This window comes from Novosphingobium anseongense, from assembly GCF_037482895.1.
GTDB lineage: Bacteria > Pseudomonadota > Alphaproteobacteria > Sphingomonadales > Sphingomonadaceae > Novosphingobium > Novosphingobium anseongense.
This window is the reverse complement of record NZ_JBBHJZ010000001.1, coordinates 640286-663638: the sequence shown is the minus strand read 5'-3', so window position 1 is coordinate 663638 and position 23353 is coordinate 640286. Positions and strand designations below refer to the sequence as shown.

Here is a 23353-nt window from a genome sequence, read left to right as displayed (position 1 = left end):
GATTTTGGGAGTGACCCGGCCTACCGCCTAGCGTACTGTAAAACGTGACGATTTCGCCAGCTTGATGCACCCCAAAAACCGGTCCGCGCGACTGGATGAGAGAATCGCGGGCATCAGACGGTTCGGGGAGCCGCGGGACTTTGGACCCCGTGGGGAAATTTCGGCTGACCGCGCCCGCAGGCTGCGTTCGGTCGCATATGGGGCAAGCTATGGCATTCTCGCGCTCAGCGCTTTTCTTGATGGCCGTAGTCGGCACGGGTACGCCGCTCGCCGTGGCGGCGCAGTCGTTGCCGTCGCGGCCGCCGACGCGCGAAGAACTCCAGCGTGAGCAGGCGACGCAGCCGCCGCGCGACACCGGCTCACGCGTCACGGTCGAGGGCGACATCGAGCGGGCGCCCTGCCCGCTCGCCGATCCCCGCTTCGCCAGCGTCCGCATGACGATCACGGGCGCGCAGTTCGATGGCCTCCAGGTCGTCTCGCCCGAGGCGCTGCGCTCGACCTGGGCCGAATTCGTTGGCCAGAGCGTACCCGTCGCCACCGTCTGCGAGATCCGCGATCGCGCCGCGACGATCCTGCGCCGCCAGGGCTACGTCGCCGCGGTCCAGGTCCCGCCGCAGCGGATCGAGGAGAACGGCACGGTCCGCTTCGACGTGATGATGGCCAAGCTCGTCCGCATCCAGGTGCGCGGCGACACGGGCCGCGCCGAAGCGACGATCGCCCGCCAGCTCGGCAAGCTGCAGGATCAGCCGGTGTTCAACACCTTCGATGCCGAGCGCTATCTGCTGCTGGTCCAGGACATACCCGGCTACGACGCGCGGCTGACCCTGCGCCCGGCCGGCACCCGCCCCGGTGAGGTAATCGGCGAAGTCTCGGTCCGCTACACGCCGATCGAGATCGAAGGCGCGGTGCAGAACCTCGGCTCGCGCGAGGTCGGCCGCTTCGGCGGGCTGATCCGCGCGCGACTGAATGGGCTGACGGGCCTCGCCGACACGACCACGCTCGCCTATTTCAACACCTTCGACTGGCGCGAACAGCACGTGCTCCAGGCCTCGCACGCCTTCCGGCTGGGCCAGGAAGGCCTGACCCTGGGCGGCGACTTCACCTATGCCTGGACGCGGCCCGACGTCGGCGGCACCGGGGCCGGCGCCGATCCGTTCCGCACACGCACCCTGATCGCCACCTTGCGCGCCTCCTATCCGTTGCAGCGCAGCCTCTCGGAGAACCTCTGGCTCGGCGGCGGGCTCGATCTCGCCAACCAGCGCGTGAACTTCACCGGCGTGCCGATCAGCGAGGACAAGATCCGCGTCCTCTTCGCGCGGCTCGACTACGACCGCATCGACCCCGCCTCGATGGGCAGCCTGCGCGGCTATTCGGCGAACGAGCCGCGCTGGCGGATCGGCGGATCGCTCGAGCTGCGCCAGGGTGTGAGCATTCTCGGCGCCAGCGCGCCCTGCCCGCGCGTTCCCGCGCCGATCTATGCGAACTGCCCCGGCCTGCTGCTTTCGCGCGCCGAGGCCGATCCAACGGCCTTCGTCCTGCGCGCCTCCGGCTATGCCGAGTTCCGTCCGGCACCCAAGCTGACGATCAGCCTGGCCCCGCGCGCGCAATATGCGCCGAACCCGCTGCTCGCCTTCGAGGAATTCTCGACCGGCAACTACACGATCGGCCGCGGCTACGAACCCGGCGTGCTGACCGGCGACAGCGGCATCGGCGTCCAGGCCGAGCTGCGGCTGGGCAGCCTGGCGCCGCGCAGCGCGCAGAGCTGGGCGCTCCAGCCCTTCGCGTTCTTCGACGCCGCCCGCGTGTGGAACCAGGACCAGCGCGCACCCTATCCGCGCGATCCGCAATCGCTCTATTCGGCCGGCGGTGGCCTGCGCGCCCGCTGGGGCGACCGCGCCCGGCTCGAGGCTTATGCCGCCGCGCCGCTCAAGCGCGTCGCCTATTACGCCGACCCCGCGAACCAGACCGGCCTGCGCCAGGTCAAGGGCGACGTCCGCCTGCTCGTCTCGCTCACCGTCAACCTTTTCCCCTGGACACGCTGATGACCCAGCTTCCCGAAACGACCGCCCTCCGCTCGACGCGCCGCGTCAGGCCGCTGCTGACGAGTTGCGCGATGGCACTCGCGCTGGTCGCGGCGGCGCGCGGAGCGACGGTGAGAGCGCAGATCGCGGGCACCTATACGGTCGACGCGGGCGATGCGACTGTAAGCAATCCGGGTGGAGCGCCCGCGACGATCACGGTCAACAGCGCAACCGCAGTGATCAACTGGGTTCCAACCGATGTGGCCACGACGGGCGGAACGATCGACTTTCTGCCCGATGGTAACAGTGCCAACTTCACGGGCTCAAGCAGCTTTACCGTGCTCAATCGTATCCTGCCCGTCAGCACGACGCGACCCGTCGGGCTGAACGGAACGGTGACCGGTTCGGTCGTGTCGGGCAGCGCCAACGTCTGGTTCTACAGTCCCACCGGCATCGTCTCCGGCACCAACTCGACTTTTACTGCTAACGGCATCGTCCTGACCGCGAACGACGTCGGGTACACGCCCGGTGTCAGCGGCGCCGGCAGCATCAACACGCCATACAAATTCACAACGCAGACGGGCAGCGAAGCTGCGCGCGTGGTGAACAATGGCAAAATCACCACCACTGGCTATGCGCTGCTCATCGCGCCGGGGATCACCCAGGGCGGAACGATCGACGGCGCCGGCTCGGCGGGGCTGGTTGCAGCGCAGGATGCCACGTTCTCGATCGCCAACGGCATGTTCACCATCAGCGTGGACGAAGGCACGACGGTCACCAACGCGATCGTCCACACGGGCAGCACCGGCGTGGTCGCGGCGGGCGCCGCCGCGAAGAACGTCGTCATCCTCGCCGCGCCGCAGAACAGCGCGATCACGATGGCGCTGAACGGAAACTTCGGCGCGACCCAGGCTGAAGCGACGGACGCCGGCCGCACGATCGTCCTGTCGGGCGGGTACAACGTTTCGAACGGAGTCGCTTCGTCCACGCAGACGCAGACGCAAACGCCGACCCCTACGCCGACTCCAACCCCAACACCCACGCCGGCTTCCGGGCTCGTGGCAATCAATGTTGCAACGTCGGAATTCAAGGCGAATGTCACCGGCAAGAGCACGGGCGCGATCACCGTCAGCCCGACCGCTTCGGGAAGCGCCATCTTCCGCGGCAATGCCGATTTCACCTCGGCCACGACGATCGAAGTGGCCGTCGATCCCGGCGAGACTATTTCGGTCGGGGGCGATCTCAAGCTCACGGCACCACAAGCGGTCGACGTGCTGTTGCGCACCGCCGGGGGCGGATCGACCAACCCGACGATCAGCGTTACCGGCGATCTCACCCTGGACGCCAGCTATAAGGGCGCCGGGACGCCAGAGGGCGGTATCGCCACGATCCGCCTGGATACGCCAACGCCAACTCCGACACCAACTCCGACACCAACTCCGACACCCACGCCGACGCCAACTCCCACGTCAGTCTCACCCAGCTTGAGCGTCGGCGGAGCGACCAAGGTCTATGCGGACGGCTCGGGCTCGGGCCTCGGCGACACGGGCAAGGGCGGCACGGCGCAGATCCTGGCCAATGGCGGCACGGCCTCGCTCGGCACCACAACGATCCGCTCTACGGGCACCGGCGGAGCAGGCAGCAGCGGCACTGGCGGCACGGCCCAGCTCAAGGTCGCAGGCGCCTCGGTAACGACCGGCGTGCTCACCGTCGAGGGGATCGGCGCCGGTGGCAACGACTTCGCCGCGATCGGTGGCGGAGGGCAAGGCGGAACGGCGCTGGTCGAGGTCAATACCGGCGGCAACCTGACCGCGACGAGCGGTGTCATCCGCGCGCGCGGCACGGCGGGAAGCGGCAGCACGGGAGGCGGCACGGCCGTCGGCGGTACGGCGACCTTCACCGGCAGCAACGCACAAAGCTTCAATCTCGGGACGAGCTGGCAAGTCGATGCCACCGGCAAGGCAGGCGATTCGGGGGCGGCTTCGACGGGCACCGGCACCGGCGGCACCGCAACCTTCACCAATACCGGCGCCGCCAATGTCGCGGCGAACAGCCGCACCGTCGGCACGCTGACCATCGACGCGAGCGGCGAGGCCGGCAACTTCAGCGGCGGCGGCGGTGGCAAGGGCGCCGCGGCATCGGGCAAGGGACAATTTACCGACGATGCCAGCGGCACCAACGGCCATGGCAAATATTCCAGCCTGAGCCTCTATGCCAAAGGCGACACCGCCGCGGCGACCAAGAGCGCATACGTGGACATTTCCAACGGTACGGTCACGGTCACAGGTGGCGTCAACGTCGAAAGCGCCGGCACGCCGACGTTCACGATCGCCAGCGGCAGCAAGCTCGACATCGGCACGACGCTCGACGTCACCTCGACCACGGCCGGCATCGCGCTGAATGGCGGTACCATCGACTCTGCCGGCAATGCCAAGTTGATCGCCGTCACCGACATCACCTCGAACGCATTGTCGACGCTTGAGGGCAACAATGTTTTGATCAAGACCGGCGCCAGTCTGCTAGGCACGAACCTCTCGATCACGGCAAATTCGGGCCTCGGCATTGAGGTAGGAAGCGCCGGCAATCTGATTGCCAAGGCGCTCGATGTAACCGGTAATCTTACCGACTATAATCCGAGCAACGAACTTTTTGCCGGGGGCGATCTGGAGATTGGCACGCTCACACTGCGTAGTGAGACGGGCAAGCTCAATGCAGGCGGCAACCTGACCATCACCAAAGCATTGACGCTTGCGACGAAAGGGCTCGAACTGGAATCGAACGGCGGAACGGTTACGCTCAGCGAACTGAACGCAATCACCGCTGGTGCCGGTTCTGCTTCACTCAAAGTCATAAATGCCAACACCGTAGTGATCGACAAGACCAAAACCACCGGCGACATCGACCTCAAGGCAACCCTGGGCAGCGGCAACGCGGTCACGCTGGGCAATGTCGAAGCCGGCGGCAAGCTCACTGTCAGAGTCGATGGACTGGCAAAGGTCGCCGCCCCCGTCACGGCCGACACCATCGAGTTCTATTCGTCGTCGATCGACGTGGCGGCCAACCTTGGCACGCAGACCGTTACGAAATCGATCCTTCTCGAACACGCCGCCGATGTCGGCTCAGCCACGAGCTACTATGGCGGCGTCGACGTCGCAGGCGAATACAGTCTGACCGACACCGAGATCACGCGCCTCCATGCCGACAACATTACGCTGAGACCGGCCGACAAGGCTCAAATCAGACAGATGACCGTGACCGGGCTAGGTTCTGGCTCAGGCAGCCAACTCGGCACCGGCACTTTCGCCATCGACGCCCCGGGCGAGGTCCGCATCGTAGGCGTAGCTGCCTTCACCGGTCTGAGTTCGGGCAACACGTTCAGCGTAGAAGCGCCCGAAATCATCATCGAGAATCAGACCGGTCTGGTCAGCTTGACCGGCACGGGCAGTGCGCTCGCCGGCACGCTCCTATTCAAAGCCGACAAGATCTGGGCGGTCACGTCCGGCACGGAATCCTCGCTCAACACCCCAACACCTACGCCTACCCCAACTCCGACCCCTTCGCCGACGCCGACGCCCACTCCTTCGATCGATCCGACCACGGCCAATTCGTTGCTCTCCAGCAACGGTGGTTCGTTCAACAATGCTGGCGTGCTCCGCGCAGGGACGCTGCAGTTCGAGATCACCGATCAAGACTCCTTCATCTCACCCTCGCTGCTCATCCAGAACACCGGTGCGGGCACGACCTACGAACAGCGTCGCGGATTCCAGGCGGGATCGGGCGGGGTCGTCATCTCCACGAGTAGCGCCGGTACCGATCCGCTGATCATCATCAACGGCACCGGCAACAGCGGAGTAGCCGTCGGGCTCGACGTTCTCCCCCTGGTCCAGGTGAACGGCGGACCTTCGTCCACTGCGAGTGGCGGGCGCTCGGGATCGACGGTCAATGGCTGCGCGATTCCCAACGGTAACTGCACGCCAACACCTACACCCACGCCAACACCGACCCCGACACCCACTCCGACTCCGACTCCGACGCCCACACCGACGCCCACACCGACTCCGACGCCCACGCCGACCCCAACACCCACGCCAACTCCGACTCCAACTCCAACTCCAACACCCACGCCGACCCCGACACCCACTCCGACGCCTACGCCCACACCGACTCCGACACCCACTCCGACACCCACGCCAACTCCGACTCCGCCCCCTCCGCCGCCCCTGGCCACCAGTCAGGAAATCACGCCGACGCAGGAGCGGATCGAGAAGACGGTGGAGCCGCCGGCCGACACCACGGCCGACGGTCCGGTCATGATCACGACGACGGTCGACGTGCAGGATCTCGGCCGGCTCAATTACGATCCGCAGGTGGACGAACCCGTCACCGCCTCGGGCAACGACGATCTGTGGACGCCGGCCTGCGATGCCGGAAAGGACGGCGATTGTCCGGCCCCCGGCGCAGCACCGTGAGCACGGGAGCTCACCGCCGCATTTTCGCTTCCTACCTTAGACTTTAGTCGGTCATCGTAGGTTTGGGGATGGGGTCGCCCGAGCTTTCTTAAGCCTTTTTACCATAAGCCCGCGCGCATGGGCTCGCAGAAGCAACGAGAGCAGCGTCAGGTCGTGATGCTCAATGCGCGCATGCGCAAGGGAGACGGATGGTCGGACGTGACCATCTGCAACCTCTCGCCGCGCGGTGCGATGGCGAAGGCGCTGACGCCGCCGGAAAAAGGCGAATTCGTCGAACTGCGCTGCGGATCGAGCTCGATCGTCGGCCATGTCCGCTGGTCGCAGGGCGTGCGCTTCGGCATCCGCGCCCAGGACCAGATCGACATCCGCGGCCTGCTCGCCGAACAACGCGGCGAACGCAAGGCCCCCAATGCCGATCGGCGCAGCGCCGCGCGCGAGGCTCTTGCCGCCAAGCCCCTGCCCAAAGCGGTATCGACCGAACAGTCGAGCCAAACCTTCGCGCGGGTGTTCGACTGGGGCGTCCTCGCGATCGTCGGTATCGCCGGCGCAGGGCTCGTCGGCAGCCAGGTCTATTCGGTGCTCTCCGCCCCGATGGTCGAGATACAGTCGGCCTTGCGATAGTGAAATTTTTGCCCACGGCCCCGGTTGACCGCGCGCGCGCTCGGCCGTAAGAGCGCCCCTCGCACGCACGTTGGATGCCAACGGCGGCCGTGTGGCGGAGTAGCTCAGCTGGTTAGAGCAGCGGAATCATAATCCGCGTGTCGGGGGTTCGAGTCCCTCCTCCGCTACCATTATTTCCCGATATTCTCAGATACCTGGCGTCGATCGGCCATACTGTCCCATGTCGCGATCTAGCCGCGGAAGGCGTAGAACTGCGCCTGCTGCCAAAGCTCGTCACGCCAGTGCGCCAGCGCAAGCCCGTGGAAGCGAAAACTGCGCGGTACGAAACTGGCCGCCAGCACCTGCTGCAGCGCCTGGGCCTGTGCGCGGGGCACCTTTTTCTGGATCGTGATGTGCAGGCGCAGATCGCGGTCGTCGCGCTGCTGGATCAGGCCGTGGAGCCGCTCGGCGAGTTCGGCGTGGATGTCGACCATGCCGGGGCTATCCAACGCAAAGGCAGTGCCATGCCCCAGATCCATCAAGCCGATCACTTGCGCCTCGGGAGCCCTTCGGCGGGCCATGTCGCCGAGCAGGCGACGCACTTCGCCCTCGGCAGAGGGCGGCAGCGCATGGAACAGCGTGACGTGTGCCGGCAGGCGATTGCGTTCAGGCGGGTAGTGCGCGCGGCGCAGACCATTCGCCCAATCGTGGAGGCCTTGCGGCAGTTCCGCCGTGATCAACAGAGGCGCACGCCGGGGCGCTGCAGCCGCATCCGCACCCGGCGCGCCGCGGTCGATCAAGCGGGCTCCCTCAGCTCTTCCAGCAGCTTCTCCGGCGCGGTCTCTCCATAGGGATCCTGGTCCTCGCCGGTGTCGTTGATGCCCGGCTCCTCGTACCAGTGGGTGATGACGTTGTCGTCGATCACCATGGCGTAGCGCCACGAGCGCAAGCCGAAGCCAAGGTGGCTCTTGTCGATCAGCATGCCCATGCGCCGCGTGAACTCGCCGTTACCGTCGGGCAGCAGCTTGACGTTCTTGAGACCAAGGTTCTTGCCCCACTGGTACATGACGAAGGCGTCGTTGACCGAGACGCAGTAGACCTCATCGACGCCGAACTGCTTGAATTCCTCGTATAGCCGTTCGTAGTTCGGGCACTGCTCGTTCGAGCAGGTCGGGGTGAAGGCGCCTGGCAACGAGAAGACCACCACCTTCTTGCCGGCAAAAGCGTCGCGCAGGCGGAAATCCTCCCAGCGGAACGGATTGGGACCGCCCAGGCTCTCGTCGCGCACGCGCGTCTTCAGGGTCACGTCGGGAATCGGGCGCTGGATCATGGACTATCTCCTCCTGTTGGCGAACGCCGAGATAGCCGGGGTCGTTTCATCGCCTAAACAGGATAAAGTAAAACCTTCGATCGCTTCAGGCGATCACAATTCCCCACGCGCGCGCCGGATCGCAAACCATTTGGCGACATTGGCATTATGCTGCGTCAAAGTGTCGGCGAAAGCGTGGCCGCCCGTACCGTCGGCGACCATGTAGAGCGCCTTGGTCGGCGCCGGATCGAGCACGGCAGCGATCGAATCGCTGCCCGGATTGGTGATCGGGCCCCGAGGCAGGCCGACCATCGTATAGGTGTTGTAGCCGTTGACCGCGGCGATCTCCGACTGGCGGATGCGGCGGCCGAGCGGCTTGCCCTTGGTGATCGGATAGATGATCGTCGGATCGGCCTGGAGCAGCATCCCGGTGCGCACACGGTTCGAATAGAGCCCGGCGACCTGGCGACGCTCGGAGGGCTTGCCCGTCTCCTTCTCGACGATCGCGGCCAGCGTGATCGCCTCTTGCGGCGTCTTCACCACGGTGTTGGGCGAACGCTCGGCCCAGAGCTCCTTGAGCCGGCGCTGCATCGCCGCCTGCATGCGACGCAACACGGCTTCGCGGCTCTCGCCGCGGGCGAAGTCGTAGGAATCGGGCAGGATCGAGCCTTCGGCGGGTACCGCGATCTTCCCCGTCAGGTGCGGCTGCGCCATCAGCCGCTCGTAGACCATGATCGAGGGCATCCCCTCGGGCACGGTGACGAAGCGGCGGATGATCTCGTCGCCTTGGAGGATCGCCAGGATCTTCGAAGGGCTCGCCCCTTTGGGCAGCATGAATTCGCCGGCCTTGATCGGAGCGGCGCTGGCGAAGAAGCGGGCGCGCAGGCGGAAGGCCTCGGCCGAGCCGATCGCGCCTTCCTTCTCCAGCTTGGCCGCGACCACGGTCAGGCCGGCGCCGTCGGGGACGACGAAGGCCTGGTCCGCCTTCAGCGGTCCACTACCGTACCAGGCGCCGAAAACGCCCCACGTCGCGGCGAAACCGGCCAGCGCAAGCAGCGCTGCCAGGATGAAGCCGCGACGCGAAAGCATCAGCCTTCGTACTTGCGGACCACGAGGCTCGCATTCGTGCCCCCGAAGCCGAAGCTGTTGTTCAGCGCGGCGCGCACGGGGCGCTTCTTGGCGGTGTGCGGCACCAGATCGACGCCCTCGCAGCTCTCGCTCGGATTATCGAGGTTGAGCGTCGGCGGCACGATCTGGTCGCGGATCGCGAGGATGCAGAAGATCGTTTCCACCGCCCCGGCGCCACCAAGCAGGTGGCCGATCGCCGACTTTGTCGAGCTCATCGAGACCGTGTCGATGGCATCGCCGAACAGGCGACGCACGGCGCCGAGTTCGAGCTCGTCGCCGAGCGGGGTCGAGGTGCCGTGGGCGTTGATGTAGTCGATGTCCGACGGTTCGAGGCCGGCCTTCTTGAGCGCCATCTTCATCGACCGGAACGCGCCCGAACCTTCGGGATGCGGCGCGGTGACGTGATAGGCGTCGCCCGAGAGGCCGTAGCCGATGACCTCGGCATAGATCTTGGCGCCGCGCGCCTTGGCATGTTCGAGCTCTTCGAGCACGACGACACCGGCGCCCTCGCCCATCAGGAAGCCGTCACGGTCCTTGTCGTAGGGGCGACTGGCCTTCTCGGGCTCGTCGTTGAAGGCGGTCGACAGGGCGCGCGCCTGGGCGAAGCCGGCGATGCCGATCGGGCAGATGGTAGCCTCGGCGCCGCCCGCCAGCATGACGTCGGCGTCGCCGTCCTTGATCATGCGCGCAGCGTCGCCGATCGAGTGAGCGCCGGTCGAGCAAGCGGTCACGACCGCGTGGTTCGGGCCCATCAGGCCGTACTTGATCGAGACCTGGCCCGAAATGAGATTGATGAGGCGTCCGTGCACGAAGTGCGGCGAGACGCGCGTCGGGCCCTTGTTGGCGAGCACGAGCGATTCGCTCTCGATGCCCGGCAGGCCGCCGATGCCCGAACCGATCGAGCAGCCCGCCATGTAGCGTTCTTCCTCGGTCATCTCGGTCAGGCCGGCGTCTTCGATCGCCTGGCCGGCGGCATCTATGCCGAAAACGATGAAGGGATCGACCTGACGCTGGACCTTGTGATCGACGCGCTTGTCGGCGTCGAAGCCCCAGGGGTGGTCCTTGGGCTTCACTTCGGCCGCGATGTGGCACTTCTGGCCTTCGGTATCGAAGTGGGTGATGCGGCCCGCGCCGGACTTGCCGGCGATCAGATTGCTCCAGGTCGTTTCCACGTCCGCACCCAGCGGAGTGACCAGACCAAGACCCGTTACGACGACACGACGCATGCAATTCTCCGAAAAAACAACAGGCTCAACCTCCAGAGAGGTCGAGCCTGCCGAATAATTCATCCCTGGCTCCCCACAGACGACCCTTAGACAGGCTCAGGGCAGCCGGGAATGATGGGCTTTGTCAGCCCTTGTTGTCGTTGATGAACTTGATCGCGTCAGAGACGGTGCTGATCTTCTCGGCGGCATCGTCCGGGATCTCGACGCCGAATTCTTCTTCGAAAGCCATGACCAGCTCGACGATGTCGAGGCTGTCGGCGCCCAGATCGTCGATGAAGCTCGCGTCCTCGGTCACCTTGTCGGCTTCTACACCGAGGTGTTCTACGACGATCTTCTTAACCCGATCGGCGGTGTCGCTCATGCATTTGCCCCTTCTAAAGCGGAGGATGGAAATCTCGGCAGTCGCCCTAAAGAACGCATGTGCCGCTGGCAAGCCTAATGGGCGATGCACCAAGGCAAAGCCACGCCTCAGCAGGGAAATATACCCGATTCATCGCGCCGAATGGGCCGCAAGCTGACGCGAAGCGCGGCGCCGGGCGGCGATCCGCCCCAGCCCATCGCCGACATTGCCCGCGCGCGAGGTCTGCGCGGCCTCGCGATAGAGCCGTTCGGCACCGTCCAGATTGCCCGCAGCCTCGTCACAAAGGCCGATGTTGAACAAGGTCACGGCGTGTCCCGGATTGGCATCGGCAATCGCCTGCCACTGGCGGCAGGCAGCACCGGCATCGGTCTTGGTCAGCCGCAGCGCGTTCTTGAATTTCTCGCCATCCTCGCGCGACAGGCCCTTGCGATCCTCGAGCACGCGGATCGATTCGCGGCGCCAGGTCGGCGCCAGGGCACCGCGCAGGCGGCCGGCAATGCGGCCCGTGAGTTCGCGCACCACGGTCTCGGGCGAGCGCTGTTCGGACGAATTGTCCTCGCAGCGCGAATCCGTGGCCTGTTCGAGCTGGCTATCGGCATGGACCAGGGCGCCGTCGCGCACAGCGATCAGACGCACGTTGGGCACGAGCTCGATCCGCCGGCGCGTGCAGCGCACGTCTTCCTTGCGCTTCTCGGTGCACTTGCCGTTTGCGTCCTTGGCGACGCAGCGCTCGCGCTGTTCGGTATAGCGTTCGCGCTTGATCTCAGCCGTGGCCGTGCCGCGCAGCACGCCGTCGGCGCCGCCACTGGCGCTGGGCAGCACACGGAAATAGGGGCGACCGTCGATCTCGACGGCGCGCAGGGCATCCTCGATGCGGATCGCGAGATCGGCCCCGTCGGAACCACCGAACGATTCCACCGCAATCGTCTTCATCGCCGCGGCGCCATCGCTGTCGGCGGGATAGACGCCTTCGACCGTGAGCACTTCGGCTTGAGCCGCCGTGGTGAGCAGCAGCACGCTCGCGGTGAGTCCACGCAATCCGGCACGTATCATCGGAAGCCCCCTTCTCGATCCGCGAGAAGGGGTAGCCCATCATCCCTGCCCCGTCATCCCCGCGTTCGCAGAGACGACGACGGCAGCCCTCAAGCCTTCGCCTGCGGCTCGATCACGCGGATGTGCAGTTCGCGCAGCTGCTTGAGCTCGGCGTTCGAGGGCGCGCCCATCAGCAGGTCCTCGGCGCGCTGGTTCATCGGGAACAGCGTGATCTCGCGCAGGTTCTGCGCGCCGCAGAGGAGCATGACCAGGCGGTCGATGCCGAAAGCCGCGCCGCCGTGCGGCGGAGCGCCGTATTGGAAGGCGCGATAGAGGCCGCCGAAGCGCTCCTCGACGTCGGCCTGGCTGAGCCCGGTGAGCTCGAAGGCCTTGACCATCAGCTCGGGGCTCTGGTTACGGATAGAGCCCGAGGCGACCTCGTAGCCGTTGCAGACGGCGTCATACTGGAAGGCCTTGATCGTCAGCGGATCCTGGTTCTCCAGCGCTTCGAGACCGCCCTGCGGCATCGAGAACGGGTTGTGCGCGAAGTCGACCTTCTTCTCGTCCTCGTTGTATTCGAAGAACGGGAAGTCGACGATCCAGCAGAAGTCGTAGCGGTCCTTGGCGATCAGGCCGAGCTGGTCGCCAACACGGGTGCGCGCCAAGCCCGCGAGCTTGGCCGCCTGCTCTTCCTTGCCGGCAGCGAAGAAGCAGCCGTCGTCGGGGCCGAGCCCCATCGCGTCGTAGAGCGCCTTCATGCCCTCTTCGCCGTGGTTCTTGGCGATCGGGCCGCCAAATTCACCGCCCTTGCGGGTGACGTAGCCCAGGCCGGCATGGCCTTCGGCGCGTGCCCATTCGTTCATCTCGTCGAAGAACTTGCGGCTCTTGTCGGCGGTGTTCGGCGCCGGGATCGCGCGGACCTTGCCGCCCGAGCCGACGATCTTCTCGAACAGGCCGAAGCCCGAGGTCTCGAAGTGGCTGCCGACGTCGTGGATCAGGATCGGGTTGCGCAGGTCGGGCTTGTCGGTGCCGTACTTGAGCACGGCCTCGCTGTAGGGGATGCGCGGCCACTGGCCGGCCGGCGTCACGGCCTTGCCCTCGGCGAAGGTCTCGAAGGTGCTGGCGATCACGGGCTCGAGCGTATCCCAGATCTCTTCCTGGGTGACGAAGCTCATCTCGAGATCGAGCTGGTAGAACTCGCCCGGCAGACGGTCGGCGCGCGGGTCCTCGTCGCGGAAACAGGGGGCGATCTGGAAATAGCGGTCGAAGCCGGCGACCATCAGCAGCTGCTTGTACTGCTGCGGCGCCTGTGGCAGCGCGTAGAACTTGCCCGCGTGGATGCGGCTCGGCACCAGGAAGTCGCGCGCGCCCTCGGGCGAGGACGCGGTCAGGATCGGCGTCGAATATTCGGTGAAGCCCGCGCCTTCCATGCCGCGGCGCAGGTCCGAGATGATCTGGGTCCGCTTGACGATGTTGGCGTGGAGCGTCTCGCGGCGCAGGTCGAGGAAGCGGTAGCGCAGACGGATATCCTCGGGATATTCCTGTTCGCCCGCGACGGGCAGCGGCAGTTCCTCGGCGCGCGACAGCACGATCGCCTCACGCGCGAAGACCTCGATCGCACCGGTCGGCAGATTGGCGTTGGCGGTGCCCTCGGCGCGCGCCTTTACCACGCCGTTGATCGTCACGACGCTCTCGGCGCGCAGCGACTCGAGCACGGCCAGCGCCGGGCTGTCGCTGTCGGCGACGATCTGGGTCATGCCATAGTGATCGCGCAGATCGACGAAGAGCACACCGCCGTGATCGCGCTTGCGGTGCACCCAGCCCGAGAGGCGGACGGTCTCGCCGACATGCTCCGCATTGAGAGCGCCGCAGGTGTGTGAGCGATAGGGATGCATCGAAAGTCTTTCCATTCGGCCGCCAATAAGGCAGGGGGAGCGCGCGGCTAACAGGCGATGGCCGCAATTTTGTCAAGCCGAGGGCCCGCACGGGCCCATAACAGAACAAAGACCCATGAAGATACACCCTCTGATTACCACTACCGACGCGCTGGCCGACCTCTGCGGCCGCCTTGCGAAATCCGATTTCGTCACCGTCGACACCGAATTCATGCGCGAGAACACCTACTGGCCCGAGCTGTGCCTGGTGCAGATCGCCAATACCGAAGAGGCCGCCGCGGTCGATCCGCTGGCGCCCGGTCTCGACATGAAGCCCCTGTGGGACCTGCTGACCGACAACGAGGAGGTCCTCAAGGTCTTCCACGCCGGCGGCCAGGACGTCGAGATCGTCTACAATTTCACCGGCCGCACCCCGCACCCGATCTTCGACACGCAGATCGCGATGATGGCGATCAGCCAGTCCGAGCAGATCGGCTATTCGAATATGGTCGAGTCCTGGCTGGGCATCGTCGTCGACAAGGGCGCGCGCTTCACCGACTGGTCGCGCCGGCCGTTGACCGAGCGGCAGATCGAATATGCGATCGGCGATGTCACCCACCTGTGCAAGATCTTCCCCAAGATCCTCGCACGCCTGAAGAAGACCGGCCGTGGTGCCTGGCTCGACCAGGAGATGGAAAAGCTCGCCGATCCCGAGAACTACCGCAACGATCCGAACGAGGCCTGGGAGCGGATCAAGGCGCCGAGCCGCAACGCCACGGTGCTCGGCCGCCTGCGCGCGCTCGCCGCCTGGCGCGAGGTCGAGGCGCAGGACAAGAACATCCCGCGCGGCCGCATCGCTCGCGACGAGACCGTAGCCGACATCGCCAGCCATCCGCCCAAGACCCAGGCCGACCTCGCGAAGGTCCGCGGACTCTCCGCCGGCTGGAAGGACAACGAGATCGGCCGGCGCCTGATGCAGACCCTGGCCGACGCCCAGCCTCTGACCGATGCCGAGATGCCCCCGCGCGCACCGCGCGGAGCACCGCTGGGCAAGGAAGGCGCGCTCGTCGCCGATCTGCTCAAGTTGCTGCTCAAGATCCGCAGCCGCGAGATCGACGTCGCCGCCCGCCTGCTCGCACGCAGCGACGAGCTCGAGATGCTGGCCGCTGGTGTGCGCAAGAAACTGCCGATCCTCGAAGGCTGGCGCTACGACGTCTTCGGCCACGATGCGCTCGACCTCGTCGAGGGCAAGATGGCCTTTGCGGTGGTCGACGGTAAGCTCAAGATGACGCACGTCGACGACGTGGTCGAGGAAGCACCCGAGCAGGTGGCGGACGATAGCCAAGGCGATTCTGTCGGCGACACCGCCGCGTGACGGTCTACCACCCGACCCTCAAACAGCTTCAATATCTCGTTGCGCTCCACGAGCATGGCCACTTCGGCCGCGCCGCCGAAGCCACCTTCGTTTCGCAGTCGACGCTGTCCGCCGGTCTGCGCGATCTCGAGGCCCTGCTCGGCGTCGTCCTGGTCGAGCGCACCAAGCGCGCGGTGCGCTTCACCCCGCTGGGCAATGCCGTGGTCGCAAAGGCCCACCGCATCCTGCGCGAGGCCGAGGAGCTTTCGGAGCTCGTCCAGTCGAGCGGCCAGCCGCTCTCGGGCGAGGTGCGGATGAGCGTGATCCCGACGATCGCACCGTTCCTGCTGCCGCGCATGCTGCCGCGGCTGCGGCGCGAGCGTCCCAATCTCAAGCTTTTCCTGCGCGAGGAGCCGAGCGCGGCGGCGATCGAGTCGCTGCACCACGGCCGCGCCGACTGCGTCCTGCTCGCCCTGCCCTATCCCGCGGGCGAGGTCGAGAAGGAGACGATTGAGCTCGACGCCTTCTTCGTCGCATTCCCCAAGGACGATCCCCGCGATCCTCCCGCCGAGATCTCACCAGCGGCGATCGACGAAAACCGGCTGCTGCTGCTTGAAGACGGCCATTGCCTCAAGGATCACGCCCTGGCCGCATGTAACCGGCCCGAGCTGCGCGCCAGCGCGACGATGATCGGCACTTCGCTGCACACGCTCGTGCAGATGGTCGACAACGGCCTGGGCCTGACGATGCTGCCCGAGATGGCGCTCGATGCTGGCATCCTCAACGGCACCAACGTCGTCGCCCGACCGTTGAACGCGCCGAACGCCAATCGCGAGATCGCGCTGGTCTGGCGCAAGAACAGTCCGCGCGCCGAGGAATTTCGGCTGCTCGCCGAGGAACTGCGGACCGGCTGATCGCAGCCCGCGACGGCGCCCGGACCATCCGGCCCGGGCGCGCCCCTGTTATCAGAATTCGATGCTGAGCTCGACGCCGTAGGTGCGCGGCGCGACGTAGTTCGCCGAGGTCGCGAGCGGGGTGAACAGCGCGAAGGTGGCATCCTTGCGGTTGGTCAGGTTCTTGCCCCAAACCGCGAGTTCTGCATCGGCCCCGGCGATCGCCAGATGGCGCAGCGCCACGCGGCCGTTGACCAGCGCGAAGCCCTTCACCTCAGCCATCGAGGCATTGCTACGCGACGCGTAGATGTCGATCGCGGGATTGAGGCTGTAGAGGATCTTCGAACGATAGAGCACGTCCGCGCGGAAGTTCAGCGTCGCTTCGCCGAACAACGGTTCGGTCTCGTAGGAGCCATAGGCGCTCGCGGTCCACTTCGGTCGCGCCGTCACGCGAAACACGCCGCCCGCTCCAGCCAGGACCGCCGGGTTGATGAAGGGGAACTTGACGTCGGTATAGCTGACGCTGCCCCCGAGGGTCAGGCCGCGGGTCGGCGCTGCCGTGACTTCGAGTTCGAAACCACGCGCCCGGATCTTGCCTTGATCCACCACGAAGGTGGACAGGCTCGAGATCAGCTCGCCCGCCGTAGCCGCGCCGTAGAGCGTTGTCAGGGTCGGCAAGACCGCCGCCACCGAGTTCGCCGCCGTGGTCGATTGCGGCGACTGGAAGTGGTTATAGTCGACATGGAACAGCGCAAGGTTGGTGCGCAGGCGGTTGTTCAGGAAATCGCCCTTGAAGCCGAGTTCGACCGAGCTGGCGGTCTCGGGTTCATAGACGATGCCAGCGGTCGAGCCGCCAGACACGAAGCTGGTCGAATACTTCGCGTAGAGCAGCATTTCCTGGCTCGGCTTCCAGTTCACGCCGATCAGGATGTTGGGCTTGGTCTTGCTGTATTCGGGCGGCACGATCAGCGGTCGCGGCGAGACCACCCCGGTCGTGGCGCTGCGCACGTTCCAACGGAACGAACTCGTCTTCTTGTCGTAGGTCACACGTGCGCCGCCGACGATCTCCAGCTCGGGCGTCACCTTGAACTCGAGCTGGGCATAGGCGGCGAGCGAGGTCGCCTTGTTGAAGTAGCGCCCTTCGTTGCCGAGCGGGATCACGCCCGTGGCCGGCAGGAAGGTACCGAAGGTCAGCGTGTTCTGCTGCCCGATCGGCCCGCCGGCCTCGTCATCCGAGTGATACCACAGCGCGCCCAGCGTCGCCTGGAGGCGTTCCGAGGTATAGTTCACCTGGAGTTCGTCGCTCCACTGCTTGGCGATCGAAGAAGCCTGCGAATTGACGATGGCGACGCGCGAACCGACCAGCGGCGTGAGGCCCGCGGCGAACTGACCGAGGATCGCCGCCTGCTGCGCCTGCGGCAGGGCGAAGAAGCCCGCGCCGATCTGACCGACCGCCGAAAGCAGCGCGAAGGGCTGGACCACCTGCGGGGTGAATGTCAGCGTGCCGACGCCGTCGATCGCCGACGGCGCGAAGACCGTCGCCTTGCGATAGGCGAAGATGTTCTTGACGACGATCGAGTCGGTCGCCTGCCAGGTCGCGGTCGCGCTGTGGCCCTGAACGCGCTGCTCGCGCGCGGTCACCCAGGCGTTGGTGACGACGTCGGGGCGCTTGCCATCGGGCCGCATAGGTCGGCTGGCTCGAATAGAGCGCGGTCAGCACGCCGCCGAGCAGGCCGCCGCCAGCCGCCGCGTCATAGCCGATGAAGCCGGTGCCTTCGGGCGTGCCTTTGTCGTCGTTGCGGTCGTATTTGTAGACCAGCTTGAAGCTGTCGCTTGGCTCGAACTTCACTGCCGCGAAGTAGGAATTCGAATCGACCGTCCCGAGCCAGCGCGGCGAGCGCTTCACGCCGAAGCCCGAGGGCGAATTGCTGCGATCCCACAGGGTGCCTTCGGCGGCGTTGCGGATCTCGCCGCGGCGATAGTCGCGCACGTAGCTGAAGTAGGCGCTGAACGGACCGAATTGCGGCGTCTCCACCGTCGCGCGCAGGCGATAGGCGTCGTAGTTGCCGTAAGACCCTTCGAGCTTCACGCGCGCGTCACCGGTGGGATCGCGCGTGGTCACGCTGATCGCGCCGGCCGTGGCGTTGCGACCGAACAGCGTACCCTGCGGACCGCGCAGCACTTCGAGCCGCTGGATGTCGGGCAGCTGGAAGATCGAGCCACGCGGAGAGCCGATGTAGACGCCATCGACATAGATCGAGACCTGCTTGTCCGAACCGGCGACGACGCCGAAGCTCGTCTGGCCGCGGATCGTGAACGATGGAGTCGAGATACCACCGGCCGAGGGTTTTACCGTCACGCCCGGCGCGACCGCCGAGAGATCGTTGACCGTGAAGATACGGTTGGCCTGGAGGTTTTCCTGGGTGACCGCGGTCACCGCGATCGGAACGTCCTGAAGACTCTGTTCGCGCTTCTGCGCGGTGACGACGATTTCCTCGAGCCCGACGGTGCCTTCGGACGTCTGAGCCAAGGCTTGTAACGGCAGGCCTATGCCTATCGTGATTGCCGTGGACGCGAGCAGAGAATTACGGGACATGCCAGTCAGCTTCATCGCTTCCTCCCCATGAGGACCGACCCGCTCGGGCCGGCCATTCTCAGCCGCTGCGCTCGGTTGCCGGCGCGCGCCATTGCGGGCCGGAGCGAGTCTTCAAGCGGTCTGGAATTGCTCCCAATTCTTGTTTTTCAAGGCGGGAGTATAAGCGACTGCGTATCGCAGACAATGCGTTTCCACGAACGCATTAAGTTATTCCACAGTATCGTCGTGACGATGACTGCCCCTCGACTTTCAGAAAACTAGTAACCTAGGTAAGCTATAGGCGTTTAACGAAAATACCAATCCGTTCATGCACTTGGGAAGAGGCAATGAATATTCGGAAACGCGCGCGGAAGGCGCACGATCAATCCATGTGTTTGAGACCGACCCGCAGATAATCCCATCCGGTCACGAGAGTCAGCGCCGCCGCGGCCCAGAGCGTGGTGAGACCGACCGTATGCGGCAGGTTGAAAGTGAAGCCGGCCAGGGTCAGCGTCCAGCCAGGCAGCGCGTTACCCAGGATCAGCGCGCCCAGGCAAACGAGCTGGAAAGTCGTCTTCCACTTGGCCAGGCGGCTCACCGGCACCGATACCTGCAGACCACCAAGGAATTCGCGCAGTCCCGAAACCGCAATCTCGCGGATCAGGATCACCAGCCCGGCGATCACGTGCATGTCGCCGACATAGGGACCAGTGAGGACGCCCTGCGCGGTCAGGACGAGGACCACCGTCGCCACCATGATCTTGTCGGCGATCGGATCGAGGAAGACGCCCAGCTTGGACACCGTGCCCTGGGCGCGCGCCAGGTAGCCGTCGAAATAGTCGGTGATGCCCATCAGGCAATAGACCACGAAAGCGATTCCATAGCCCGTGCGCCAGGTCGGCCACCATAGCAGGGCGGCCAGGATCGGCAGGGCGACTATCCGCGAGAGCGTGAGAATGTTGGGCAGAGTCAGCATCGTGCCACCAGAGATAGCGGGTAACACTTCTGCACAAAAGAGGCGCTAGAAGGGGTTGTGGACGGCCAAGCAACCGCTAGGGTCGCGCGCCAAGAGAGACTGCCGAACACGAGGCCATGACAACAACCACGCACCTCATCGGCACGCGCCGGTTTCTGCCGCTTTTCGTTACCCAGCTGCTCGGCGCCTTCAACGACAACCTCTTCAAGAACGCCATGGTGTTGTACGTCGTTTACAGCGTCTACAACTCGGAGGCCGAGGAAGCGCGGTTCAGCGCGATCGCCTCGGCGCTGTTCATCATTCCCTTCTTCGTGCTCTCGGCGCTGTCGGGCCAGCTCGCCGACATGCGCGACAAGGCGAAGATCATCCGCATCGTCAAGTTCTGCGAAATCCTGATCATGCTGGTCGGCGGCGCCGGCCTGGTGCTCGCCTGGCAGGGCATGCTGGTCAAGACCGTGGCGATCCCGCTGATGCTGCTCGCGCTCTTCGCCATGGGTATCCATTCGACCTTCTTCGGCCCGATCAAGTACGCCATCCTGCCGCAGCATCTGAAATCGGACGAGGTTCTCGCCGGAACGGGGCTGGTCGAAGCCGGCACCTACATGGCGGTGCTCGCCGGAACGATACTGGCGGGCTGGATCGAGGTCGAATGGGCAGCGCTCTGCGTGGTGCTGACCGCGGTGGTCGGCTATTTCGCCGGCCGCCAGGTCCCCCCCGCCCCGCCGCTCACCGCCGCGCAGCCGCTCGACTTCCACGTGTTCCGCTCGTCGGCGACCTTGATCCGCAAGACGATGGACGAGCGCCGCGTATTCCTCGCGATCATGGCGATCTCGTTCTTCTGGACGATCGGCGCCGTCCTGTTCATCCAGTTTCCGCCGCTCGCCAAGAACGTGCTCCATGCCAGCAAGGAAGTGGCCAGCCTGTTCCTTGTGATCTTCTCGGTGGGCATCGCGATCGGCTCGATGACGATCAACGCCCTGCTGAAAGGCAAGGTCTCGGCACGCTATTCGCCCGCCTCGGTCATCGTCATGGGCGTCTTCGTCGTCGCGTTCCATCTGGTTTGCGCCAACTGGGGTACACAGGAAATCGATGGGCTACTCGATGTGGCCGGCTTCATCGTTCAGCCACTGGCCCTGCCGCTGCTCGGTACCCTGTTGGGCATCGCGATTGCCGGCGGCATGTTCGTCGTGCCGCTCTACGCCTTCCTCACCACCTCGGTCGACAAGTCGCAGACGGCGCGCACGATCGCGGCGAACAACATCGTCAATTCGGGGGCCATGGTAGTCGGATCGCTGCTCGCTGTCGGCCTCAGCGCCGGGGGCGTCGCCATCGCCGACCAGCTCCTGCTCGTCGCGGCGATGTGCCTGGGCTCGGCCTGGCTCGGCCGGCTGCTCTACAAGGCCGAACTATCGGCCGCGGCCTGAAGGCCGCATCCCATCCTAAGGTCAGGCGATGAAGGTCGCGACCGCCGCCAGGCAGGCGCTGTAGGCGGTCAAAAAATCGCGCCAGCCGGTACCTTCGGTGCGGCTGCGCACGTCGAGATCACGATCCACGCGGCGCACGTGCGCCGGCAGGCTCGCGAGGAACGGATGCCGGGCGGATTCGTCCGAAAGGACAAGGGCGCGTCGCTTGGTCATGCAGTGGAGTTAAGGAATTCTTCACCATCGTACTAGCCGGTTAACCTAGACCTATGCGCGCCTTCCCGTTCCGGGACAGACACGAAAAAGGGCCGCTCCCGTGGGAACGACCCTTCTTTCTTCAATCGCGAAACGCGTCAGACCTTGTCGCCGAGAGCGCCCTTCACCTTGCCGAGCAGGTTCTGTGCTTCACCCTTGCGTTCCTGCGCCTTGCCTTCGGCGTGCAGCGCGGGATCGTCATTGGCCTTGCCGGCGGCCTGCTTGACGTTGCCGGCGATTTCGTTCGCGAGGCCCTTGGCCTTGTCCTTGAGTTCACCCATGTCGTAACTCCTTGTCCTGGGCGCCGAGACCGATGTCTCAGGCTTCGGAAAGGGAACGTGCCCGAGGCGCGCTTGGTTCCGTAAAAGAGTGTATCAGCCCCCCGCCATGCCGAGGACATAGTCCCACTCCTGCGGTGTCAGTTCGGCCACAGACAGCCGCGACAGGCGCACGAGCTCCATGTCGGCAAGCGCGGGATCGGCTTTGATCTCCTTCAGGCTCACGGGCCGCTTGAGCTTCCGATCCGGCTTGACCTTGACCGCCGCCCACTTGCCCTCGGGATCGCTGGGATCGGTCAGGCCCGCCTGGCTGATGGTGACGATGCCGACGATCTCGAGCCCGATGTTCGAGTGGTAGAAGAACGCCTTGTCGCCCTGCTTCATCGCTCGCAGGTTGTTCGCGGCGCGGTGATTCCGCACGCCGTCCCAGGTGCCCTCGCCCTCGGCGACGAGATCGTTCCAGCCATAGGCGTCGGGCTCCGACTTCAACAGCCAGTAGCGCGGCGCTTCCGTGCCTGCGTCATTGATTTTGGTCATGCATGCCTGCCCATTGTCCGGTAGAGGGCGGGCATAACGACCATTTCCGGACTGGGAAAGCCATGGACCTCCAGACCCTCCCCGTGCTGAGCCTCGCCGACGAACCGCAGCGGTTTTCGGACGAGATCGGCAATTCTTTCCGCGCCTTCGGCTTCGCGCTCGTGCGCGATCACGGCATCGACTCCAAGCTGATCGCCGACGCTTGGCGACTAACCGCAGAGCTCTTCGCTCTGCCCGAGGAAGAGAAACGCTCCTACTTGCTCCAGGGCATGTCGGGCGCGCGCGGCTATACGCCGTTCCGCACCGAGATAGCCAAGGGCGCACAGGAGACCGATCTGAAAGAGTTCTGGCACGTCGGCCGCGACCTGCCTGCCGGGCACCCGCTCGCGACGAGCTCGATGCCACCCAACGTCTGGCCCCGCCGGCCCGAGGGTTTCCGCGAGGTGTTCGAGCCGCTGTTCGCCGAATTCGACCGTGTCGGCTCGGTGATCCTCTCGCGCATCGCCGTGCACCTGGGCCTAGTCGCCGACTGGTTCGATCCGGCCATCGCCGACGGCAATTCGGTGCTACGCCTGCTCCACTATCCGCCGGTCGGGCCCGATCAGGGCGGCGCGATCCGTGCCGGCGCGCACGAGGACATCAACCTGATCACCCTGCTGCTCGGCGCCGAAGAGGCCGGGCTCGAGCTGCTCGCGAAAGATGGCTCCTGGCTGCCCGTGGCGCCGCCCGAGGGCGCGGTCGTGATCAACATCGGCGACATGCTGCAGCGGCTGACCAACCACGTCCTGCCTTCGACCACGCACCGCGTGCGCAATCCGGCCGGCGCACGCGCCGGGCACAGCCGCTATTCGATGCCATTCTTCCTGCACCTGCGCAGCGACTTCCGCTTCGCCACCTTGCCGCAATGCGTTTCGACCGAGAATCCCGATCGCTATCCGGTGTCGATCTCGGCCGACGACTATCTGCAGGAACGTCTGCGCGAAATCGGCCTGAAGAAATAACAGCACGTCCGATCGCAGCTAGACTTTGGGCTTAACCGAAATT

20 protein-coding genes and 1 tRNA gene are annotated in these 23353 nt (G+C 65.5%); 8 read left to right on the top strand and 13 right to left on the bottom strand.

All coding sequences use genetic code 11. The annotated features are described in order from the left end of the window. Positions 1-239: 239 nt before the first annotated feature. The 4 genes from WG901_RS03255 to WG901_RS03240 all read left to right on the top strand — a co-directional run bounded on the left by WG901_RS03255 (position 240) and on the right by WG901_RS03240 (position 7281). Positions 240-2042: a ShlB/FhaC/HecB family hemolysin secretion/activation protein gene (locus WG901_RS03255; RefSeq protein WP_339585569.1), complete on the top strand. Its 1803-nt coding sequence runs from the start codon at positions 240-242 to the stop codon at positions 2040-2042. After that, positions 2042-6490, top strand: coding sequence for a beta strand repeat-containing protein (locus tag WG901_RS03250; RefSeq protein WP_339585568.1), 4449 nt, complete (start codon positions 2042-2044; stop codon positions 6488-6490). Before WG901_RS03255 ends, WG901_RS03250 begins: the two co-directional genes overlap by 1 nt. A gap of 117 nt (positions 6491-6607) precedes the next feature. Beyond that, on the top strand, positions 6608-7111 hold the full coding sequence (locus WG901_RS03245) for a PilZ domain-containing protein (protein ID WP_339585567.1): 504 nt from the start codon (positions 6608-6610) through the stop codon (positions 7109-7111). Between the two features lie 93 nt (positions 7112-7204). Then, positions 7205-7281: transfer RNA gene (locus WG901_RS03240), tRNA-Met, on the top strand. A 60-nt stretch (positions 7282-7341) separates the two neighbouring features. Here the strand turns inward: WG901_RS03240 and WG901_RS03235 are convergent. The 7 genes from WG901_RS03235 to aspS form a co-directional block, all read right to left on the bottom strand. Beyond that, a complete protein-coding gene (locus WG901_RS03235) occupies positions 7342-7890 on the bottom strand; it encodes a 2'-5' RNA ligase family protein (RefSeq protein ID WP_339585566.1) in 549 nt (182 codons plus the stop codon). After that, positions 7887-8420, bottom strand: a complete 534-nt coding sequence (locus WG901_RS03230; protein WP_339585565.1) for a peroxiredoxin — start codon at positions 8418-8420, stop codon at positions 7887-7889. The genes WG901_RS03235 and WG901_RS03230 overlap by 4 nt, the downstream gene beginning before the upstream one ends. A gap of 93 nt (positions 8421-8513) precedes the next feature. After that, the gene (gene mltG, locus WG901_RS03225) at positions 8514-9488 is read right to left on the bottom strand and encodes an endolytic transglycosylase MltG (protein ID WP_339585564.1); all 975 of its coding nucleotides are present in this window, start codon (positions 9486-9488) and stop codon (positions 8514-8516) included. Continuing rightward, entirely contained in the window at positions 9488-10753 is a 1266-nt protein-coding gene (fabF, locus tag WG901_RS03220) for a beta-ketoacyl-ACP synthase II (protein WP_339585563.1), read from the bottom strand. The genes mltG and fabF overlap by 1 nt, the downstream gene beginning before the upstream one ends. A 124-nt stretch (positions 10754-10877) precedes the next feature. Further along, a complete protein-coding gene (locus tag WG901_RS03215) occupies positions 10878-11114 on the bottom strand; it encodes an acyl carrier protein (RefSeq protein ID WP_217400351.1) in 237 nt (78 codons plus the stop codon). A gap of 129 nt (positions 11115-11243) precedes the next feature. Next, positions 11244-12152, bottom strand: a complete 909-nt coding sequence (locus WG901_RS03210; RefSeq protein WP_339585562.1) for a hypothetical protein — start codon at positions 12150-12152, stop codon at positions 11244-11246. A 104-nt stretch (positions 12153-12256) separates the two neighbouring features. Further along, the gene (aspS, locus tag WG901_RS03205; protein ID WP_339586640.1) at positions 12257-14041 is read right to left on the bottom strand and encodes an aspartate--tRNA ligase; all 1785 of its coding nucleotides are present in this window, start codon (positions 14039-14041) and stop codon (positions 12257-12259) included. Positions 14042-14156: 115 nt separating this feature from the next. Here aspS and rnd point away from each other — a divergent pair, with 115 nt between their 5' ends. Both rnd and WG901_RS03195 read left to right on the top strand, forming a co-directional pair. Next, positions 14157-15395 carry a ribonuclease D gene (rnd, locus tag WG901_RS03200; RefSeq protein ID WP_339585561.1) on the top strand — a complete coding sequence of 413 codons (1239 nt, stop codon included), beginning with the start codon at positions 14157-14159 and terminating at the stop codon, positions 15393-15395. Then, on the top strand, positions 15392-16288 hold the full coding sequence (locus tag WG901_RS03195; RefSeq protein ID WP_339585560.1) for a hydrogen peroxide-inducible genes activator: 897 nt from the start codon (positions 15392-15394) through the stop codon (positions 16286-16288). Before rnd ends, WG901_RS03195 begins: the two co-directional genes overlap by 4 nt. A gap of 51 nt (positions 16289-16339) precedes the next feature. Here the strand turns inward: WG901_RS03195 and WG901_RS03190 are convergent, their stop codons facing one another. The 3 genes from WG901_RS03190 to pgsA form a co-directional block, all read right to left on the bottom strand. After that, complete coding sequence (locus tag WG901_RS03190) at positions 16340-17557, bottom strand: TonB-dependent receptor (RefSeq protein ID WP_339586639.1); 1218 nt, start codon at positions 17555-17557, stop codon at positions 16340-16342. Then, positions 17496-18797, bottom strand: a complete 1302-nt coding sequence (locus WG901_RS03185; RefSeq protein ID WP_339585559.1) for a TonB-dependent receptor plug domain-containing protein — start codon at positions 18795-18797, stop codon at positions 17496-17498. The genes WG901_RS03190 and WG901_RS03185 overlap by 62 nt, the downstream gene beginning before the upstream one ends. A gap of 427 nt (positions 18798-19224) precedes the next feature. Next, positions 19225-19818 (bottom strand): CDP-diacylglycerol--glycerol-3-phosphate 3-phosphatidyltransferase, encoded by a 594-nt coding sequence (gene pgsA / locus WG901_RS03180; RefSeq protein ID WP_339585558.1) that lies wholly within the window; start codon positions 19816-19818, stop codon positions 19225-19227. A gap of 116 nt (positions 19819-19934) precedes the next feature. On the opposite strand from pgsA, the gene WG901_RS03175 reads away from it, so the two are divergent. After that, on the top strand, positions 19935-21242 hold the full coding sequence (locus WG901_RS03175) for an MFS transporter (RefSeq protein WP_339585557.1): 1308 nt from the start codon (positions 19935-19937) through the stop codon (positions 21240-21242). Positions 21243-21263: 21 nt separating this feature from the next. Here the strand turns inward: WG901_RS03175 and WG901_RS03170 are convergent, their stop codons facing one another. From WG901_RS03170 to WG901_RS03160, 3 genes are all read right to left on the bottom strand, one after another. Continuing rightward, positions 21264-21455 (bottom strand): hypothetical protein, encoded by a 192-nt coding sequence (locus tag WG901_RS03170; protein ID WP_339585556.1) that lies wholly within the window; start codon positions 21453-21455, stop codon positions 21264-21266. Between the two features lie 137 nt (positions 21456-21592). Beyond that, positions 21593-21775 (bottom strand): CsbD family protein, encoded by a 183-nt coding sequence (locus WG901_RS03165; RefSeq protein ID WP_339585555.1) that lies wholly within the window; start codon positions 21773-21775, stop codon positions 21593-21595. Positions 21776-21868: 93 nt separating this feature from the next. Next, positions 21869-22309: an EVE domain-containing protein gene (locus WG901_RS03160; protein WP_339585554.1), complete on the bottom strand. Its 441-nt coding sequence runs from the start codon at positions 22307-22309 to the stop codon at positions 21869-21871. Positions 22310-22371: 62 nt separating this feature from the next. Here WG901_RS03160 and WG901_RS03155 point away from each other — a divergent pair, with 62 nt between their 5' ends. Next, positions 22372-23310 carry an isopenicillin N synthase family dioxygenase gene (locus WG901_RS03155; protein WP_339585553.1) on the top strand — a complete coding sequence of 313 codons (939 nt, stop codon included), beginning with the start codon at positions 22372-22374 and terminating at the stop codon, positions 23308-23310. Positions 23311-23353: the final 43 nt, after the last annotated feature.

What these genes read in the sequence shown, in the direction of transcription:
- WG901_RS03215 (WP_217400351.1), bottom strand. Translation starts at nt 11,114, where the DNA reads ATGAGCGACACCGCCGATCGGGTTAAGAAGATCGTCGTAGAACACCTC.
- fabF (WP_339585563.1), bottom strand. Translation starts at nt 10,753, where the DNA reads ATGCGTCGTGTCGTCGTAACGGGTCTTGGTCTGGTCACTCCGCTGGGT.
- WG901_RS03155 (WP_339585553.1), top strand. Translation starts at nt 22,372, where the DNA reads ATGGACCTCCAGACCCTCCCCGTGCTGAGCCTCGCCGACGAACCGCAG.
- WG901_RS03175 (WP_339585557.1), top strand. Translation starts at nt 19,935, where the DNA reads ATGACAACAACCACGCACCTCATCGGCACGCGCCGGTTTCTGCCGCTT.
- WG901_RS03250 (WP_339585568.1), top strand. Translation starts at nt 2,042, where the DNA reads ATGACCCAGCTTCCCGAAACGACCGCCCTCCGCTCGACGCGCCGCGTC.
- WG901_RS03160 (WP_339585554.1), bottom strand. Translation starts at nt 22,309, where the DNA reads ATGACCAAAATCAATGACGCAGGCACGGAAGCGCCGCGCTACTGGCTG.
- pgsA (WP_339585558.1), bottom strand. Translation starts at nt 19,818, where the DNA reads ATGCTGACTCTGCCCAACATTCTCACGCTCTCGCGGATAGTCGCCCTG.
- aspS (WP_339586640.1), bottom strand. Translation starts at nt 14,041, where the DNA reads ATGCATCCCTATCGCTCACACACCTGCGGCGCTCTCAATGCGGAGCAT.
- mltG (WP_339585564.1), bottom strand. Translation starts at nt 9,488, where the DNA reads ATGCTTTCGCGTCGCGGCTTCATCCTGGCAGCGCTGCTTGCGCTGGCC.
- WG901_RS03255 (WP_339585569.1), top strand. Translation starts at nt 240, where the DNA reads ATGGCCGTAGTCGGCACGGGTACGCCGCTCGCCGTGGCGGCGCAGTCG.
- WG901_RS03230 (WP_339585565.1), bottom strand. Translation starts at nt 8,420, where the DNA reads ATGATCCAGCGCCCGATTCCCGACGTGACCCTGAAGACGCGCGTGCGC.
- WG901_RS03245 (WP_339585567.1), top strand. Translation starts at nt 6,608, where the DNA reads ATGGGCTCGCAGAAGCAACGAGAGCAGCGTCAGGTCGTGATGCTCAAT.
- WG901_RS03170 (WP_339585556.1), bottom strand. Translation starts at nt 21,455, where the DNA reads ATGACCAAGCGACGCGCCCTTGTCCTTTCGGACGAATCCGCCCGGCAT.
- rnd (WP_339585561.1), top strand. Translation starts at nt 14,157, where the DNA reads ATGAAGATACACCCTCTGATTACCACTACCGACGCGCTGGCCGACCTC.
- WG901_RS03165 (WP_339585555.1), bottom strand. Translation starts at nt 21,775, where the DNA reads ATGGGTGAACTCAAGGACAAGGCCAAGGGCCTCGCGAACGAAATCGCC.